Origin of the sequence: Enterobacter nematophilus (assembly GCF_026344075.1) — a bacterium.
GTDB lineage: Bacteria > Pseudomonadota > Gammaproteobacteria > Enterobacterales > Enterobacteriaceae > Enterobacter > Enterobacter nematophilus.
This window is the reverse complement of sequence record NZ_JAPKNE010000005.1, coordinates 98,734-113,186: the sequence shown is the minus strand read 5'-3', so window position 1 is coordinate 113,186 and position 14,453 is coordinate 98,734. Positions and strand designations below refer to the sequence as shown.

Below are 14,453 nucleotides of genomic sequence, written 5' to 3'. Positions count from 1 at the left end.
GTCGTAGAGTCTCTTAAAGCATGAAGGCAATGCGCCAGTTAACGCTTACATGATCCGGGCCGAGCCAGTCGGGGTAGTGCAGCGGCGTGCCGACTGAAACCTGGCTGCTGTACCAGCGCCCTGCGCCGCTCAGCCCCACAGAGGCACCCCATAACGTGCCGGAGGCAAAGCGGTCCTGGCTGTCTTTTTCCAGCCAGCCGCCGTCAACGGCGACCGTGGCGCTCACCGCACCAATCACCGGGAGGGTGAAGAGGGAATATCCCAGCTCGTTACGCCAGTAGCCGCCGTTATCCCCGGACAGATACTGCTCTTTAAAACCGCGCACGGAGCTTTCCCCGCCGAGCGTCAGGCGCTCGGAGCCGTACAGCCGGTCTGGCGACCACTGGCCGTAGGCGCTGGTCAGCCACCAGGCATCACGGGCGACAGGACGCTGGAAGCTGGCGTTCAGGCTCCATTTGCGGAACTCTGCGCGCGGCATATCGCCGGATTTATCTTCGTCGGTTTCGGCATTGAACCACGGCATGCCGTGGCTCCAGGTCGGGTTAAAGGTCGCCACGCCGCCCAGCATTTTTTGCGTGTGGGTAATCCCGAGGATCAGGCTGGAGAGATTGCGCGTGCTGCTCTGAAGCGGCGCGTCGTTAAGCCAGTTGCGGCTTGAACGCTGAACCACGCCTGCCGCGATGCCGGTTTTCACATCTCCGTTGCGGAAAACCACCCACGACGCGTTGACGCGGTGGGTTTTGGTATCGCCCGTGGAGAGCCAGTTGAACCCCTGATTATTGATGGTGGTTCGGTAATTGCTCCAGGCGTAGCTGTAGTCCAGCAGGCCATAGCCGAACGGCACGCTGACGCCCGCCTGGAAATTCTGCGCATCGTACGCGCTGGCAAAATCGCTGCTGCGCCCGCCGCTGACAAACCATTTATCCGCCAGCCCCAGTATATTATTGGCGGTGAGTACGCCGTTAAGCTGGTTTTCACCGGTGCTCTTCTGTCCGCTATTATCCAGGCTTACGGATGCACTTAAGGGAAATTCCGGTTTTGCCGTGAGATTAACAATCGAATATCCGGCCTGCGTCCCCGGCAGAATTTCAATCTGAACCGGCTCGGCGCGCAAACGGTTTATTTGCTCCATGCCCTGTTCGATGTCGCGTAAATTAAGGATGCGCCCCACCCGTCCCGGAAACGCCATTTTCAGCATCCGCGGCGTTTCACCTTCCAGGCGAATCGCTTCCAGCCGGCCTTCCAGCACAACTATATTCAGCTGACCGCCGGAGAGATCCTGCTCGGTAAGAAAGGCGCGGCTGGTGATATATCCCCGGCTGATATACCAGTCAGAAATATGGGCCAGAAGCTCCGTTATTTTCGCCATATCCAGACACTGGCCCTGCCACGGCGCAACAAGGCTATGCTGGGTTTTTGGGGAGATTAAGGTCGCGCCGGAAAGCGTAATGTTGTTAATGGTGAAACAAGGCCCGGAGCCGGTAACAGGCCGCGGTCTGGCGGGTTCGGGAAGGGGAATACTCCGCTCGAGCTCTTCGCGCTGCTGCTGGTTTTGAAGTAAAAGCTGCTGCTGTTGCTGTTGAATAGCATCACGATCCGCTGGCGATAGCGGCGCTGCGTGAGCGCTCGCTGAAAAAAGCGCAACCAATAAGATAGCAACGGCATAATTTACAAACGAAATTATTCTAATTTTTATTTCTGAGCTATTCATCCATGCCACAAGGTTATTTCGCAATTATTATTGCCGCAATATAAGAGCATTCTTAATGCGAGTATATGTAATTTACGTTATGGCACATTAAAAAGAATATTATTTCAGAAAATTGAGGGCTCGATTAAGAAAATTTGAGAGATGTTTAACTTACCCTTCAATCAAGAGTTAGCCGTAATAAATTACATATGCAGACGGAACGTTTTACGCCATTCAGCAGGGCTCACCCCAAAGCGCGCCTTAAACTGCTGTCGCCAGGTGACGGCGGAATTAAATCCTACCAGCTCCGCCACGCTCTCAACGGGCATATTTCCGGCTTCAAGTAAAATCTGGCTGCGCCGCAGGCGTTCGGCGGTAAGCCAGTCGGCGACGCTCATCCCCGTGGCTTTAATAAAATGGCGGGTCAGCGTGCGGCGGCTCATCGAAACCACCTCCGCCAGCGAGTCCAGACTATGGGGTTCGGTGATGTGCTGCTGCAGGTAGTCGATCAGGCTGTTAATACGTGCGTCACGGGTATCTTTTGGAACCGGCTGGGCGATGAACTGCGCCTGCCCACCCTCACGGTGCGGCGGCACAATCATCCGACGGGCAATCTGGTTGGCGACCACGCTGCCAAAGCGCTGGCGAATGATGTACAGACAGCAGTCCAGCGCAGCCGCGGTACCGGCAGAGGTGATGATATTGCCGTCATCCACGTAGAGGGCATTGATATCCAGCTGGACGTTCGGAAAGAGCGACTGGAAGTGATGTTCAAACTCCCAGTGGGTGGCCGCGCGTTTACCGTCGAGGATCCCCGCATAGGCCAGCACAAACGACCCCAGACACAGCCCGACGATTTCCGCGCCGTTATCTCTCGCCTGCACCAGGCTGTCGAGCAGCGACTGAGGCGGCCGTTCAAGGACGTGCTGCCAGTAGGGAACGACGACTATATCGGCCTGACCAATGGCGGTGTAGTCCTGCGTGGCGTTGAGGGCGAACCCGTCTTTTGAGGTAAGAAACCCCGGCGTTTCGGCGCAGATCGTCACGTTAAAGCGCTTTTCGCCGGAGACCGAATCACCAAACAGAATGCAGGGAACGGAGTAGTGGAACGGGCTGAACCCGTCTACCGCGACGATCGCGACGTTGATTAGCGACATCTGTCTCTCCTTTCCCTTTAACGCACTCAGAATATAACGGTTTCGCCATCCTGGGGAATGCTCACCGCATCGCTCACCTGGTTGGCCTCAACGTACTCACGCAGCGCGCTGCGGGTCAACAGGCAGTGGTTAATCGCCTCCATGTGGCTCGCGACGATTTTAGCCTGCGGCAGCAGGAAGTGGACGTTGAGCACATCCTCCTGCCCCATAATAATGGGCCCAAAGCCGATGACGTGGGCATACCCGGCGTTCAGTACCACCACGTCCGGCTGGTGCTTTTGCAGATCGGCTGCCACCTCTTCGCGCCAGATGGTATCCCCGGCAAGATAGAGCGTCTTCTCATCAGGATGACGCAGCACCACGCCACAGGCCTCGCCCAGCCGCTCCGCCAGCTCCGGCACGGCGTAAGCGCGGTCGGTACCGTGTTGGCCGCCGTGGGTTTTCGCAATCTGAATCTCGCCGAAGGTGGTCTCTTCGGTCACGATCGTCAGGTTGGTAAATCCCTGGCCGCGCAGCAGCGCGGCGTCACGATCGTTTTGCACGTAGATCGGTTTGTCTTTGGCGATCAGCTCTGCCGCGGTGCAATCCCAGTGATCATCATGGGTATGGGTGACGATCACCGCGTCGGCGTCCAGCAGCGTGTTGACGTCAACGGGGAGTTCGACCGTCGGGTTGCGGATATCGGCATGCGCCGTGCCGGGAAAGCCCGGATAAGCGCCTTTCGGGGCCAGCATCGGGTCGATTAAAAGACGTTTTCCGGCGTAGGTAATCAGCTGGGTGGCGTTACGAATGTGGGTAATGTTCATGGGCTATCCTCCGGTTGGTGTGATAAGGAGGATAGCCAGCCGCCGCGGGCAACGCTGTGGGTTAAAGGGCGATTACCGATGAAATCGGGCCAATTTCATCACCGCGTTTTCTGCCGATGCCTTTACCAGCCCGGCACCGCCCCGCCGTTAAAGATCGTCTCCGCCGCTTTCGCCACTTCCGGTGACTGATAGGACTGGATAAACGCCTTCACGTTCTCCGCGTCTTTGTTGTCTTCGCGCGTCACCACGATGTTCACGTACGGCGAGTTTTTATCTTCAATAAAGACGCTGTCATGCACTGGCGATAGCCCGGTTTGCTGAATATAGGTGGTGCTGATGATGGCGACATCCACTTTCGGGTCGTCCAGCACGCGCGGCAGCTGCGCCCCTTCCAGCTCCATGATTTTCAGCTGCTTAGGGTTGGCGGTAATATCCAGCGCCGTCGGCAGCAGCCCGGTGTCCGGCTTCAGGGTGATGAGCTTCTCTTTTTGTAGCAGCAGCAGCGCGCGGCCAAGGTTGGTCGGATCGTTTGGAATGGCGATAGTCGCCCCGTCCTTCAGGTCAGACACGGATTTGATTTTGCGGGAATAGCCGGCCATCGGGAAAACAAAGGTGTTCGCCACGGCCACCAGCTTGTAGCCATGCGCCTTGTTATCTTCTGCAAGGAACGGGCGGTGCTGGAAGACGTTGGCATCCAGTTCCCCCTGATTGGTGGCATCGTTAGGCAACAGAGAGCCGCTGAACCCCACCAGCTCCACGTCAAGGCCATATTTTTCTTTCGCCACCTTTTTGGCGACTTCCGCCACGTCCTGTTCAGCGCCGTTGATGACGCCCACTTTTATGTGTTTGGCATCGCTGCCACTTTGATCGCACCCTGCCAGCAGCAGGCCAGCGAGTACCAGAGCACCCAATCGACGTTTCACGAGACAGTTCCTTTTGCTGAATGTTGTAGTGACTATATCGACAACGAGGAGGCGAATAAAAAACGAAAAAGAATCAATAAGAAGGATAAGTTATATGCGGGCATCGCCGGGTGGCGCTGCGCTTACCCGGCATCAGGGATCACGACGTTGTCGTCCAGTCCTCAACGGCAAGTTCCTGCACCATTCTAAATGCACGGTCGTTAGTCACAATCGTTGTCCCCCGGCTGATAGCATGCGCGGCGATCAGCTGGTCGAGATCGCCCATCACTTTGCCTTTTTTCTCCATTGCGGCACGGAGTTCACCGTACGTTGCAGCGGCGTCACTGTCCCAGTCGCAAATCGTGATGGTTTTAAGAAATTCCAGTATGGTTTTTTGTAAAGTGTCGTTTTGCTTTTTGGCTATCCCATAGAGCAATTCAGCCTCCGTCACGCTTGAAATACACATTTTTTCGGTCGGGGTGCGAGAATATTGTTCCAACACCCCAGGATGCTGCCTAACGAGATGGCTTACCATGTTTGTATCCAGCATATGCAGCATATTCTAGAGCCCTTCAAATGGATCTCTTGTTGTATAGCTCTGATTACGTTCCTCTTTGCTCAGGAATGAATCTGGAACATGGGTCTGCTTCAGTAAACGTAAAAAGTTATCTCTATGACGCTCTTTCTCCGATCTCGCAGTTAAAACGACATTCCCCTCCTCATCCCGCCGGATGTAGACGCTCTCCGTATCAAACGCGAAATCATCAGGCAGCATCACGGCCTGATTCCGCCCCTTTTTGAAGAGTTTTGCTGTCCGTTCCATTGACATCTCCATGCTTTATTTGACCAGGCCAAAGCATGCGCCAGGGCCTGAAAAGAAGACAAGCAGCATGCTTCAAATTAGGAAAGCGACTCGCAATAAATAGCAGAATCCATAATCACCGCAGCGGACTTAAAGCGCTTTCGCCAGGTAGTGTCGCTGCATGCCCGGATAAGGATAATCCTGCAAAGACATTTGCAGCTGGTACCCCTGTTTTTCATAGAACGGGCGCGCCTGGAAGCTAGCGGTATCGACCAGCGCGTGCTTGCAGCCTTTGCGTCTGGCTTCCTCTTCTGCCGTTTTGATGAGCTTGCTGCCCACGCCGGTTCCCCGCACGGTGTCGCTCACCCAGAGATAATCGATATTCAGCCAGTCGCCTTTACGCACGCCGATTAACCCGCCCAGCATTGCGCCATTATCGTCACGCACGTAAACGCCAATATCGCCGCTAAAGGTCGCCATATCCAAAAATTGCCCGTTATAGGCTCTTAACCCCACAAATAACTCTTCTTTTTCAGCGGGCGTTACATTATCTGTTATGCTCAGGTGCATATTTCTCTCCTTATTTTCTATGCAATCTGAATATCTCACAGCTTAACCTTCACAAAAACTCCTAATTCCCTCCATTTTTTAAATACAGAAACATTCCCTCAATATCTAAATAAAAAAGGCCTTTCCAATACGCACCCAAAACGTATACTGAGAACGATCATTCTCACTTTCACACGGTAGCCGACGATGAGTACGAAACTGGAAGAACGTCAAAAACAACGTCAGGACGAGATCATCACCGCCGCGCGTCGCTGCTTTCGCGCCAGCGGATTTCACGCCGCCAGCATGTCGCAGATCGCCAGCGAGGCGAAGCTCAGCGTCGGGCAAATCTACCGTTATTTCAGTAATAAAGATGCGATTATTGAAGAGATGATCCGCCGCATCATTGACTCACGCATCGAGGGAATGCAGGACAAAACGGTGGTGGAAGGGATGCCGCAGGCGCTCGCCTGGCGTAAGACGATCAATGCAGATGACGATGCGCTGATGCTCGAGATGTCCGCCGAAGCGACGCGTAATCCGCAGGTAGCCGCCATGTTAACCGCAGCCGAGGCCCGAATGTTTACCAACGCCTGTGCGCACCTGAAAAAACAGTTTCCGCACCTGAGCGATGAACATGTTCGCTGCTGCGTGGAGATAACTGCGGTGATGATAGAAGGTACGATTTACCGTCGACTCACGCCGTTAAAAGTGCCCTCAGAACAATTAGAGCCCATTTATCAGAATATTTTAAATATGCTTTTCTCTGCGAAGTAGTCGCATGTGAATAATTAGCGGGAATAAGTAATTCCCCATTTTTACATTTCTGGCTCAGCCAGAGATGCGGTATCGCTGTGCCTTTAACTAGCCCTCCTCCCTGTTAAGCGATTAACAGGGCAGGCATCGTTCACCCTGGAAAAAGATTATGAAAACCATAACAACCTCCATCGCGGCATTACTCCTCCTGACAGGGTGCGATAATGCGCAAACATCTGCTCCCCAGCGTCCTCTTCCGGAAGTAGGGATTGTCACCCTCATGAGCCAGCCGGTTTCCGTCGTCAGCGAACTGACGGGTCGCACTACCGCGGCCATGAGCGCCGAAGTGCGCCCGCAGGTGGGCGGCATTATCCAGAAGCGGCTGTTCACCGAAGGCGATACCGTGAAAGCCGGACAGGCACTGTATCAAATTGACCCTTCCAGCTACCGCGCGGCGTTTGATGAGGCCGCCGCGGCGCTGAAGCAGGCCCAGGCGCTGGTAGCGGCCGACTGCCAGAAGGCCCGGCGCTATGCGCAGCTGGTGAAAGACGACGGCGTATCGCGTCAGGACGCGGAGGACGCACATTCCACCTGCGCGCAGGACAAGGCCAGCGTCGAGTCAAAGAAAGCTGCGCAGGAGAGCGCGCGCATTAACCTCAACTGGACCACCGTGACCGCGCCGATTGCCGGGCGCATCGGCATCTCCTCCGTCACCCCCGGCGCGCTGGTGACCGCCCAGCAGGATACCGCGCTCGCCACCGTTCGCGGGCTGGACAGCATGTACGTCGATCTCACGCGTTCCAGCGCCGATCTGCTGCGTTTACGCAAGCAAACCCTCGCCACCAATAGCGATACGCTAAGCGTGTCGTTAATCCTCGAAGATGGCAGCACCTACAGCGAGAAAGGCCGCCTGGCGTTAACCGAAGTGGCGGTGGATGAATCAACCGGCTCCGTCACGCTGCGCGCCGTCTTTCCGAACCCCCAGCATCAGCTTTTACCGGGAATGTTCGTCCGCGCCAGAGTGGACGAGGGCATCATGGATGACGCGATCCTGGCACCTCAGCAGGGCATCACCCGCGATGCCAAAGGCGCCGCCACCGCGCTGGTGGTGAATGCCAGCAACAAGGTTGAGCTGCGCAAGCTGGAGACAGGCGATACCTACGGCGACAAATGGCTGGTGCTGAGCGGCCTGAAGGCAGGCGATAAGCTGATTGTGGAAGGCACTGACAAAGTGACCGCCGGGCAGGAAGTGAAGGCCGAAGAGATGAAAGCCATCGGGGGGAACGCCTGATGTTTTCCCGTTTCTTCGTGCGTCGCCCGGTCTTTGCCTGGGTCATCGCCATTCTTATCATGCTTGCCGGGATGCTGGCGATCCGCTCGCTGCCGGTGGCGCAGTACCCGGACGTCGCCCCGCCGTCGATAAAGATCTCCGCCACCTACACCGGCGCCTCCGCGCAAACGCTGGAAAACAGCGTGACGCAGGTGATCGAGCAGCAGCTCACAGGGCTGGATAACCTGCTCTACTTCACCTCCACCAGCAGCTCGGACGGGTCGGTGAGCATCAACGTTACCTTCGAACAGGGAACCGATCCGGATACCGCCCAGGTGCAGGTGCAGAACAAGGTCCAGCAGGCGGAATCGCGCCTGCCGACCGAGGTGCAGCAGTCCGGCATTACCGTCGAGAAATCGCAGAGCAACTTCCTGCTGATCATGGGCGTGTACGATAAAACCGACACCGCCAGCAGCTCGGATATCGCCGACTGGCTGGTAAGCAATATGCAGGACCCTCTGGCGCGCGTGGAGGGCGTCGGCAGCCTGCAGGTGTTCGGGGCGGAATACGCGATGCGCATCTGGCTCGACCCGGCGAAGCTGGCCTCCTACTCGCTGATGCCGTCCGACGTGCAGAGCGCGATTGAAGCGCAGAACGTGCAGGTCTCTGCCGGTAAAATCGGCGCGCTGCCCTCGTCGAACGCTCAGCAGCTGACGGCCACCGTGCGCGCCCAGTCGCGTCTGCAAACGGTGGATCAGTTCAAAAAAATCATCGTGAAAAGCCAGTCCAACGGCGCGGTGGTGCGCATCAGCGACGTCGCCCGCGTGGAGATGGGGAGCGAAGATTACACCTCCACCGCGAAGCTCAACGGGCACCCGGCGGCGGGGATGGCAGTCATGCTCTCGCCGGGTGCAAACGCGCTCAACACCGCCACGGCAGTGAAAGACAAGATCGCCGAGTTTAAAAAGTCGATGCCGGAAGGCTACGACGTGGCCTACCCGAAAGACAGCACCGAGTTCATCAAGATCTCCGTTGAGGACGTGATTCAGACCCTGTTCGAAGCCATTATCCTCGTGGTGGTGGTGATGTACCTGTTCCTGCAAAACATCCGCGCGACGCTGATCCCGGCGCTGGCGGTGCCGGTGGTGGTGCTGGGCACCTTCGGCGTGCTGGCGCTGTTCGGCTACTCCATCAACACCCTGACGCTGTTTGCGATGGTGCTGGCGATTGGCCTTCTGGTGGATGACGCCATCGTGGTGGTGGAAAACGTCGAGCGTATTATGCGCGACGAGGGGCTGCCTGCCCGGGAAGCCACCGAGAAATCGATGGGCGAAATCTCCGGCGCGCTGGTCGCCATTGCGCTGGTGCTCTCTGCAGTATTCCTGCCGATGGCCTTCTTCGGCGGCTCCACCGGGGTGATCTACCGTCAGTTCTCGGTCACCATCATTTCGGCGATGTTCCTCTCCGTAGTGGTGGCGTTGACCCTGACGCCCGCGCTCTGCGGCTCGATTTTGAGCCACACTACGCCGCACAAAAAGGGCTTCTTCGGCGCGTTTAACCGTTTCTACAGCAAGACCGAGCATGGCTATCAGAACAAGGTGCTGCGCGCCCTGCGCCGTTCCGGCGGCATGCTGGTCATCTACGCCCTGCTCTGCGGCGCGATGGGCTTCGCCATGCTTAAGCTGCCGGGCAGCTTCCTGCCGACGGAAGACCAGGGCGAAATCATGGTGCAGTACACCCTGCCAGCCGGCGCGACGACGGTACGTACCGCCGAAGTCAGCCGCCAGGTACGCGAATGGTTCCTCACGAAAGAGAAAGCCAACACCAACGTTATCTTCACCATTGAAGGCTTCAGCTTCAGCGGCAGCGGCCAGAACGCCGGGATGGCATTTGTCTCCCTGAAAAACTGGTCCGAACGTAAAGGCGATGAGAATACCGCTCAGGCCATTGCCCTGCGCGCCACGCAGGAGCTGAGCACCATTCGCGATGCGACCATCTTTGCCATGACGCCGCCTGCGGTGGACGGCCTGGGCCAGAGCAACGGCTTTACCTTTGAGCTAATGGCCAGCGGCGGCACCGACCGCGACGCGCTGCTGAAGCTGCGTAACCAGCTGATTGGCGAAGCCAATCAGGACGGTTCGCTGCACGCCGTGCGCGCCAACGATCTGCCGCAGATGCCGCAGCTTCAGGTGGATATCGATAACAACAAGGCCGTGTCGCTGGGGCTGTCCCTGAGCGACGTCACCGACACACTCTCCAGCGCCTGGGGCGGCACCTACGTGAACGATTTTATCGATCGCGGTCGCGTGAAGAAGGTCTACATTCAGGGCGACAGCGACACCCGCGCCGTACCGTCGGACCTCAACAAATGGTTTGTGCGCGGCAGCGACAGCACCATGACCCCGTTCTCCGCCTTCGCTACCACCCGCTGGGAGTACGGCCCGGAAAGCCTGGTGCGCTATAACGGCTCGGCGGCGTATGAAATTCAGGGCGAGAACGCCAGCGGCGCAAGCTCCGGCACGGCGATGAGCAAAATGGAGCAGCTGGCGAATAACCTGCCGTCCGGCAGCACCTGGGCGTGGAGCGGTTTGTCGTTGCAGGAAAAACTGGCGAGCGGTCAGGCGATGAGCCTCTATGCCCTCTCGATTCTGGTGGTGTTCCTGTGCCTGGCGGCGCTGTATGAGAGCTGGTCGGTGCCGATTTCGGTCATCCTGGTGATCCCGCTTGGCGTGCTGGGCGCTGCCGTGGCGGCCTCCCTGCGCGGCCTGAACAACGACGTCTACTTCCAGGTGGCGCTGCTGACCACCATTGGTCTGTCGTCGAAGAACGCCATCCTGATTGTCGAATTTGCCGAAGCCAAAGTGGCGGAAGGGTACTCCCTGACGCGCGCCGCACTGCGTGCCGCCCAGACGCGCCTTCGTCCGATCATCATGACCTCGCTGGCGTTTATCGCAGGGGTGACGCCGCTGGCGATTGCCACGGGTGCCGGGGCCAACAGCCGCGTGGCAATTGGTACCGGTATTATCGGCGGGACGCTGGCCGCGACGCTGCTGGCAATCTTCTTCGTTCCCTTATTCTTTGTACTGGTGAAACGTCTGTTCTCCGGTAAGCACGCAAACCGGAGGTCATAATGTTTCGTGTATCTATTTTAGCGTTAGCCCTGCTGAGCGCAGGCTGTGTGTCGTTAGATCCAACGTATCAACGCCCGGACGCCCCCGTCCCGGCGACCTTGCCCGGCGCGCACGGTGAAGCCACCGCCGTGGTGAGCCAGTGGCAGCAGGTGATGAACGACGCGCGGCTGAAAAGCGTGGTGACGATGGCGCTGAACAGCAACCGCGACGTGCAAAAAGCGATTGCGGATATCGACGCCGCCCGCGCCCAGTACGGTGAAACGCGCTCGTCCCTGTTCCCGACGGTGAGCGCCGAGCTGAGCCACACCCGCAGCCGCACGCTGGCAAGCGGTGTCGCGACCAGCGATGAGGCCAACGGCGCGGTCTCCAGCTTCGAGCTGGATCTGTTTGGCCGCAACCAGAGCCTCTCCCGCGCCGCGCGCGAAACCTGGCTTGCCAGCGAGTTCACCGCGCAGAATACGCGCCTGACGATGGTCAGCGAGCTGACCACGGCCTGGGTGACGCTGGCGGCGGATAACAGCAACCTGGCGCTGGCGAAATCCACGATGGAGAGCGCCGCGAACTCGCTGAAGATTGTGAAGCGCCAGCAGGAAGTGGGCGTGGCGGCGGCGACGGACGTCAGTGAAGCGATGGCCGTTTACCAGCAGGCGCGCGCCAGCTTGGCGAGCTACCGGACGCTGGTAATGCAGGACAAAAATGCCCTCAATCTGCTGGCGGGCGATACGGTGCCGGAGAACCTGCTGCCCGGCACGCTGGAGAGCCTGAGCGACAACGCCATCACGCTGGTCCCGGCGGGCGTCAGCTCCAGCGCGCTGCTGCGCCGCCCGGACATTCAGGAGGCGGAACATAACCTGCTGAGCGCTAACGCCAATATCGGCGCGGCGCGCGCCAACTTCTTCCCGACCATTTCGCTGACCGCCAGCGCGGGCGTCGGCAGCGATTCGCTCTCATCTCTCTTCAGCCACGGCATGAAGGTCTGGTCGTTCGCGCCGTCGATCACCCTGCCGCTGTTCAGCGGCGGGAACAATCTGGCGCAGCTTCGCTACGCGGAAGCGGAGAAAAAGGGGCTGATCGCCACCTATGAGAAAACCATCCAGAGCGCGTTTAAGGACGTGGCCGACGCGCTGGCGCGACGCCAAACCCTGAGCGAGCAGCTTGATGCCCAGCGTGAATACGTGGCGGCGGAGCAAAAAACGCTGGATGTGGCGACGCGCAGCTACAGGGCGGGCGCGGGGGATTATCTGACGGTACTGACAGCGCAGCGGTCGCTGTGGTCGGCGCAGGAATCGCTGATTGCGCTCCAGCAAACCGACCTGGAAAACCGCATTACGCTGTGGCAGTCGCTGGGCGGCGGTATTCAGTAGCGCTTGCAGGGAATCATGACAGACGGTGAAGAGAAAATTCATACTTTCGACTGGCGTCGCGACACTCAGTGTAACGATATATTTCATGGGAAGCCTGTGACTTCTCAAGGGGGTTTTGATGAAAGCTGCGCACCTGGTCTGCCTGCTGGTTTGTCTGCTCTTCGCCGCGTTTGTCCATGCACAGGAAAAGGACGCCCCAGCGAAAGAGGCGCAAATAAAACAGCAGGTTCTGAAAGATATTAAGAAAGCCTGTACGCCGCAGAAAAAGCAGAGCGACAAGGCATGGCAGGAGATGATTTTGTCGTCCGAGGCCAACCAGCTGCTGATAAAAAATGCCGTTACCGCCGTGAAGCGCGATAACCTGGACGCCTACTGGGATGCAGTAAGTCAGGTGGATTGTATGGAGGATTATTGAGTTCTCGCCGGGCGGCGCTGCGCTCACCCGGCCTGGAAAACATTTTTAACGCTTCCGCACGTCCGGAATAATCAAATCCCCGCGCAGAACGTAGGAACCGAGCATCTGCGTTTTCTCGGTCAGCCAGCTCACGATACGCGCCGCCATGGCATCCATTGAATATTCGATTGCCGGGATCACCGGAATCCCCGGCAGGTGCAGCGATCCGGCAAGGCTGAAGACCATGATGTCTTCCGGCACGGATTTATTAAACGCCTGCAGCTGCGGGATCACCCGCTGGGCTTCCTGCTCGTCCGCCACCAGCAGCGCGTTGAAATTCAGGGTGCTGGCGTTGTTGAGCAGCTCCTGCAGCGCAACGGACGAGGAGGTCGCGTCCATAAAGACGAGGTTACGATTAAAGGGCAGGAAGTTTTTCTCCAGCGCGTGCTTGTAGCCGAGCAGCACCTGGTCGGCAAACCCGCTGCCGTGCGGGTGGATCAGCGCAATATGGCGTCGCCCCTGGCTGGTGAGATAGTTACAGGCGGTTTCGGCGGCAAAGGCGTGGTCGAACTGGATGCTGTTGGAATTATCCGCCTCCATGCAGTCCACCAGGATGACGTTTTCCATATCCACGTCCAGCGGGAAACGGGCGCCAATCACCAGGATGTCATCACACAGGCCGCAGGAGAGTTCTTCGAGCGCGTTCATCACTTCCGCTTTGCTATGGGCGAAGCGCAGCAGCAGGTGTTTTTGATGCTGGCTGAGCTGTTTTTCCAGCGCGTACAGGTATCCGGTGGTCTGGTTAATGTTTTCCTGCGCGCAAATCACCCCAATGCAGCCCGTCGACTGGCTCAGCAGCGACTGGGCAATCACGTTGGGACGGTAGTTCAGCTCATCCACCGCCTTCAGCACGGCCTGACGGCTGGCTTCCTTAACGCCACGTGACCCACTCAACACTCGCGATACCGTGGCTTTAGACACCCCGGCCAGACGTGATACATCATTGATTGTCGACATCTCTTTCCCCTGGCAGGCTAACCTCGCGCCTGCAAATTCCATAACCGCTACGGCTCACATTATAGCCAGAACGGAGTATATCCGTTTCCGTTTTTCATGGAAACCGATTTTCCGTTTCCACTCAAAATGACGTAAATACAGCCAAATTATGTGACCCACATCCGGTTAATTAGCCTCATAAGTAAGGGATCTTGATGGTTGTCACACTTCTGTCTTTTATGAATGGAAACCGGTTTCCGTATCATGTCCAATCATCCTCGCAATAACTTTTTACATTTAGAGGATGGTTGTCGATGTTCAAGATTATGCTGTGCTGCTCTGCCGGGATGTCCACCAGCCTGTTGGTCAGCAAAATGGTCGATGTCGCGAAAGAACGTGGTGTGCCGGTGAAGATTGATGCGTACGGTGTTTCCGAATTTGATACGCAGTTTCCGCAATACCAGGTGGTACTTCTCGGACCGCAAGTGAAATACATGTTAAAGACACTCTCAGACAAGGCGGCTACGCATGGCATTCCGGTGCAGCCCATCGACATGATGGACTACGGCATGCAGCGTGGCGATAAAGTACTGGACTATGCTCTGTCGCTCATCGAAGCGGCACACTAAAAGGTGT

The 14,453-nt window shown here is 57.4% G+C and carries 14 protein-coding genes; 6 read left to right on the top strand and 8 right to left on the bottom strand.

Translation table 11 applies throughout. The annotated features are described in order from the left end of the window. Nucleotides 1-13: 13 nt before the first annotated feature. From OSH03_RS14980 to OSH03_RS14950, 7 genes are all read right to left on the bottom strand, one after another. Nucleotides 14-1,711 (bottom strand): ShlB/FhaC/HecB family hemolysin secretion/activation protein, encoded by a 1,698-nt coding sequence (locus OSH03_RS14980; protein ID WP_266179459.1) that lies wholly within the window; start codon nucleotides 1,709-1,711, stop codon nucleotides 14-16. 182 nt (nucleotides 1,712-1,893) lie between these two features. Next, nucleotides 1,894-2,847, bottom strand: coding sequence for a GlxA family transcriptional regulator (locus OSH03_RS14975; protein WP_266179458.1), 954 nt, complete (start codon nucleotides 2,845-2,847; stop codon nucleotides 1,894-1,896). 26 nt (nucleotides 2,848-2,873) lie between these two features. Then, entirely contained in the window at nucleotides 2,874-3,653 is a 780-nt protein-coding gene (locus OSH03_RS14970; protein WP_266179457.1) for an MBL fold metallo-hydrolase, read from the bottom strand. A gap of 122 nt (nucleotides 3,654-3,775) precedes the next feature. Beyond that, on the bottom strand, nucleotides 3,776-4,576 hold the full coding sequence (gene nlpA, locus OSH03_RS14965) for a lipoprotein NlpA (RefSeq protein WP_028014989.1): 801 nt from the start codon (nucleotides 4,574-4,576) through the stop codon (nucleotides 3,776-3,778). A 139-nt stretch (nucleotides 4,577-4,715) separates the two neighbouring features. Then, nucleotides 4,716-5,114 carry a type II toxin-antitoxin system VapC family toxin gene (locus OSH03_RS14960; protein ID WP_253540185.1) on the bottom strand — a complete coding sequence of 133 codons (399 nt, stop codon included), beginning with the start codon at nucleotides 5,112-5,114 and terminating at the stop codon, nucleotides 4,716-4,718. 3 nt (nucleotides 5,115-5,117) lie between these two features. Next, nucleotides 5,118-5,378, bottom strand: a complete 261-nt coding sequence (locus OSH03_RS14955; protein WP_061096672.1) for an antitoxin — start codon at nucleotides 5,376-5,378, stop codon at nucleotides 5,118-5,120. Between the two features lie 129 nt (nucleotides 5,379-5,507). Next, nucleotides 5,508-5,927: a GNAT family N-acetyltransferase gene (locus OSH03_RS14950; protein ID WP_151412307.1), complete on the bottom strand. Its 420-nt coding sequence runs from the start codon at nucleotides 5,925-5,927 to the stop codon at nucleotides 5,508-5,510. A gap of 186 nt (nucleotides 5,928-6,113) precedes the next feature. On the opposite strand from OSH03_RS14950, the gene OSH03_RS14945 reads away from it, so the two are divergent. The 5 genes from OSH03_RS14945 to OSH03_RS14925 all read left to right on the top strand — a co-directional run bounded on the left by OSH03_RS14945 (nucleotide 6,114) and on the right by OSH03_RS14925 (nucleotide 12,842). Next, nucleotides 6,114-6,683, top strand: coding sequence for a TetR/AcrR family transcriptional regulator (locus tag OSH03_RS14945; RefSeq protein ID WP_266179456.1), 570 nt, complete (start codon nucleotides 6,114-6,116; stop codon nucleotides 6,681-6,683). Nucleotides 6,684-6,831: 148 nt separating this feature from the next. Next, nucleotides 6,832-7,953, top strand: a complete 1,122-nt coding sequence (locus tag OSH03_RS14940) for an efflux RND transporter periplasmic adaptor subunit (RefSeq protein ID WP_266179455.1) — start codon at nucleotides 6,832-6,834, stop codon at nucleotides 7,951-7,953. Beyond that, the gene (locus tag OSH03_RS14935) at nucleotides 7,953-11,063 is read left to right on the top strand and encodes an efflux RND transporter permease subunit (protein WP_266179454.1); all 3,111 of its coding nucleotides are present in this window, start codon (nucleotides 7,953-7,955) and stop codon (nucleotides 11,061-11,063) included. The genes OSH03_RS14940 and OSH03_RS14935 overlap by 1 nt, the downstream gene beginning before the upstream one ends. Then, a complete protein-coding gene (locus tag OSH03_RS14930; RefSeq protein WP_266179453.1) occupies nucleotides 11,063-12,427 on the top strand; it encodes an efflux transporter outer membrane subunit in 1,365 nt (454 codons plus the stop codon). The genes OSH03_RS14935 and OSH03_RS14930 overlap by 1 nt, the downstream gene beginning before the upstream one ends. 118 nt (nucleotides 12,428-12,545) lie before the next feature. Further along, the gene (locus tag OSH03_RS14925) at nucleotides 12,546-12,842 is read left to right on the top strand and encodes a YicS family protein (protein ID WP_151412304.1); all 297 of its coding nucleotides are present in this window, start codon (nucleotides 12,546-12,548) and stop codon (nucleotides 12,840-12,842) included. A 45-nt stretch (nucleotides 12,843-12,887) separates the two neighbouring features. On the opposite strand, the gene OSH03_RS14920 is transcribed toward OSH03_RS14925, so the two are convergent. Then, nucleotides 12,888-13,838, bottom strand: coding sequence for a LacI family DNA-binding transcriptional regulator (locus OSH03_RS14920; RefSeq protein ID WP_266179452.1), 951 nt, complete (start codon nucleotides 13,836-13,838; stop codon nucleotides 12,888-12,890). Between the two features lie 293 nt (nucleotides 13,839-14,131). Here OSH03_RS14920 and OSH03_RS14915 point away from each other — a divergent pair, with 293 nt between their 5' ends. Beyond that, nucleotides 14,132-14,446 (top strand): PTS sugar transporter subunit IIB, encoded by a 315-nt coding sequence (locus OSH03_RS14915; protein WP_151412303.1) that lies wholly within the window; start codon nucleotides 14,132-14,134, stop codon nucleotides 14,444-14,446. Nucleotides 14,447-14,453: the final 7 nt, after the last annotated feature.

What these genes read in the sequence shown, in the direction of transcription:
- OSH03_RS14980 (WP_266179459.1), bottom strand. Translation starts at nt 1,711, where the DNA reads ATGAATAGCTCAGAAATAAAAATTAGAATAATTTCGTTTGTAAATTAT.
- OSH03_RS14975 (WP_266179458.1), bottom strand. Translation starts at nt 2,847, where the DNA reads ATGTCGCTAATCAACGTCGCGATCGTCGCGGTAGACGGGTTCAGCCCG.
- OSH03_RS14970 (WP_266179457.1), bottom strand. Translation starts at nt 3,653, where the DNA reads ATGAACATTACCCACATTCGTAACGCCACCCAGCTGATTACCTACGCC.
- OSH03_RS14960 (WP_253540185.1), bottom strand. Translation starts at nt 5,114, where the DNA reads ATGCTGCATATGCTGGATACAAACATGGTAAGCCATCTCGTTAGGCAG.
- OSH03_RS14955 (WP_061096672.1), bottom strand. Translation starts at nt 5,378, where the DNA reads ATGGAACGGACAGCAAAACTCTTCAAAAAGGGGCGGAATCAGGCCGTG.
- OSH03_RS14950 (WP_151412307.1), bottom strand. Translation starts at nt 5,927, where the DNA reads ATGCACCTGAGCATAACAGATAATGTAACGCCCGCTGAAAAAGAAGAG.
- OSH03_RS14945 (WP_266179456.1), top strand. Translation starts at nt 6,114, where the DNA reads ATGAGTACGAAACTGGAAGAACGTCAAAAACAACGTCAGGACGAGATC.
- OSH03_RS14940 (WP_266179455.1), top strand. Translation starts at nt 6,832, where the DNA reads ATGAAAACCATAACAACCTCCATCGCGGCATTACTCCTCCTGACAGGG.
- OSH03_RS14935 (WP_266179454.1), top strand. Translation starts at nt 7,953, where the DNA reads ATGTTTTCCCGTTTCTTCGTGCGTCGCCCGGTCTTTGCCTGGGTCATC.
- OSH03_RS14930 (WP_266179453.1), top strand. Translation starts at nt 11,063, where the DNA reads ATGTTTCGTGTATCTATTTTAGCGTTAGCCCTGCTGAGCGCAGGCTGT.
- OSH03_RS14925 (WP_151412304.1), top strand. Translation starts at nt 12,546, where the DNA reads ATGAAAGCTGCGCACCTGGTCTGCCTGCTGGTTTGTCTGCTCTTCGCC.
- OSH03_RS14920 (WP_266179452.1), bottom strand. Translation starts at nt 13,838, where the DNA reads ATGTCGACAATCAATGATGTATCACGTCTGGCCGGGGTGTCTAAAGCC.
- OSH03_RS14915 (WP_151412303.1), top strand. Translation starts at nt 14,132, where the DNA reads ATGTTCAAGATTATGCTGTGCTGCTCTGCCGGGATGTCCACCAGCCTG.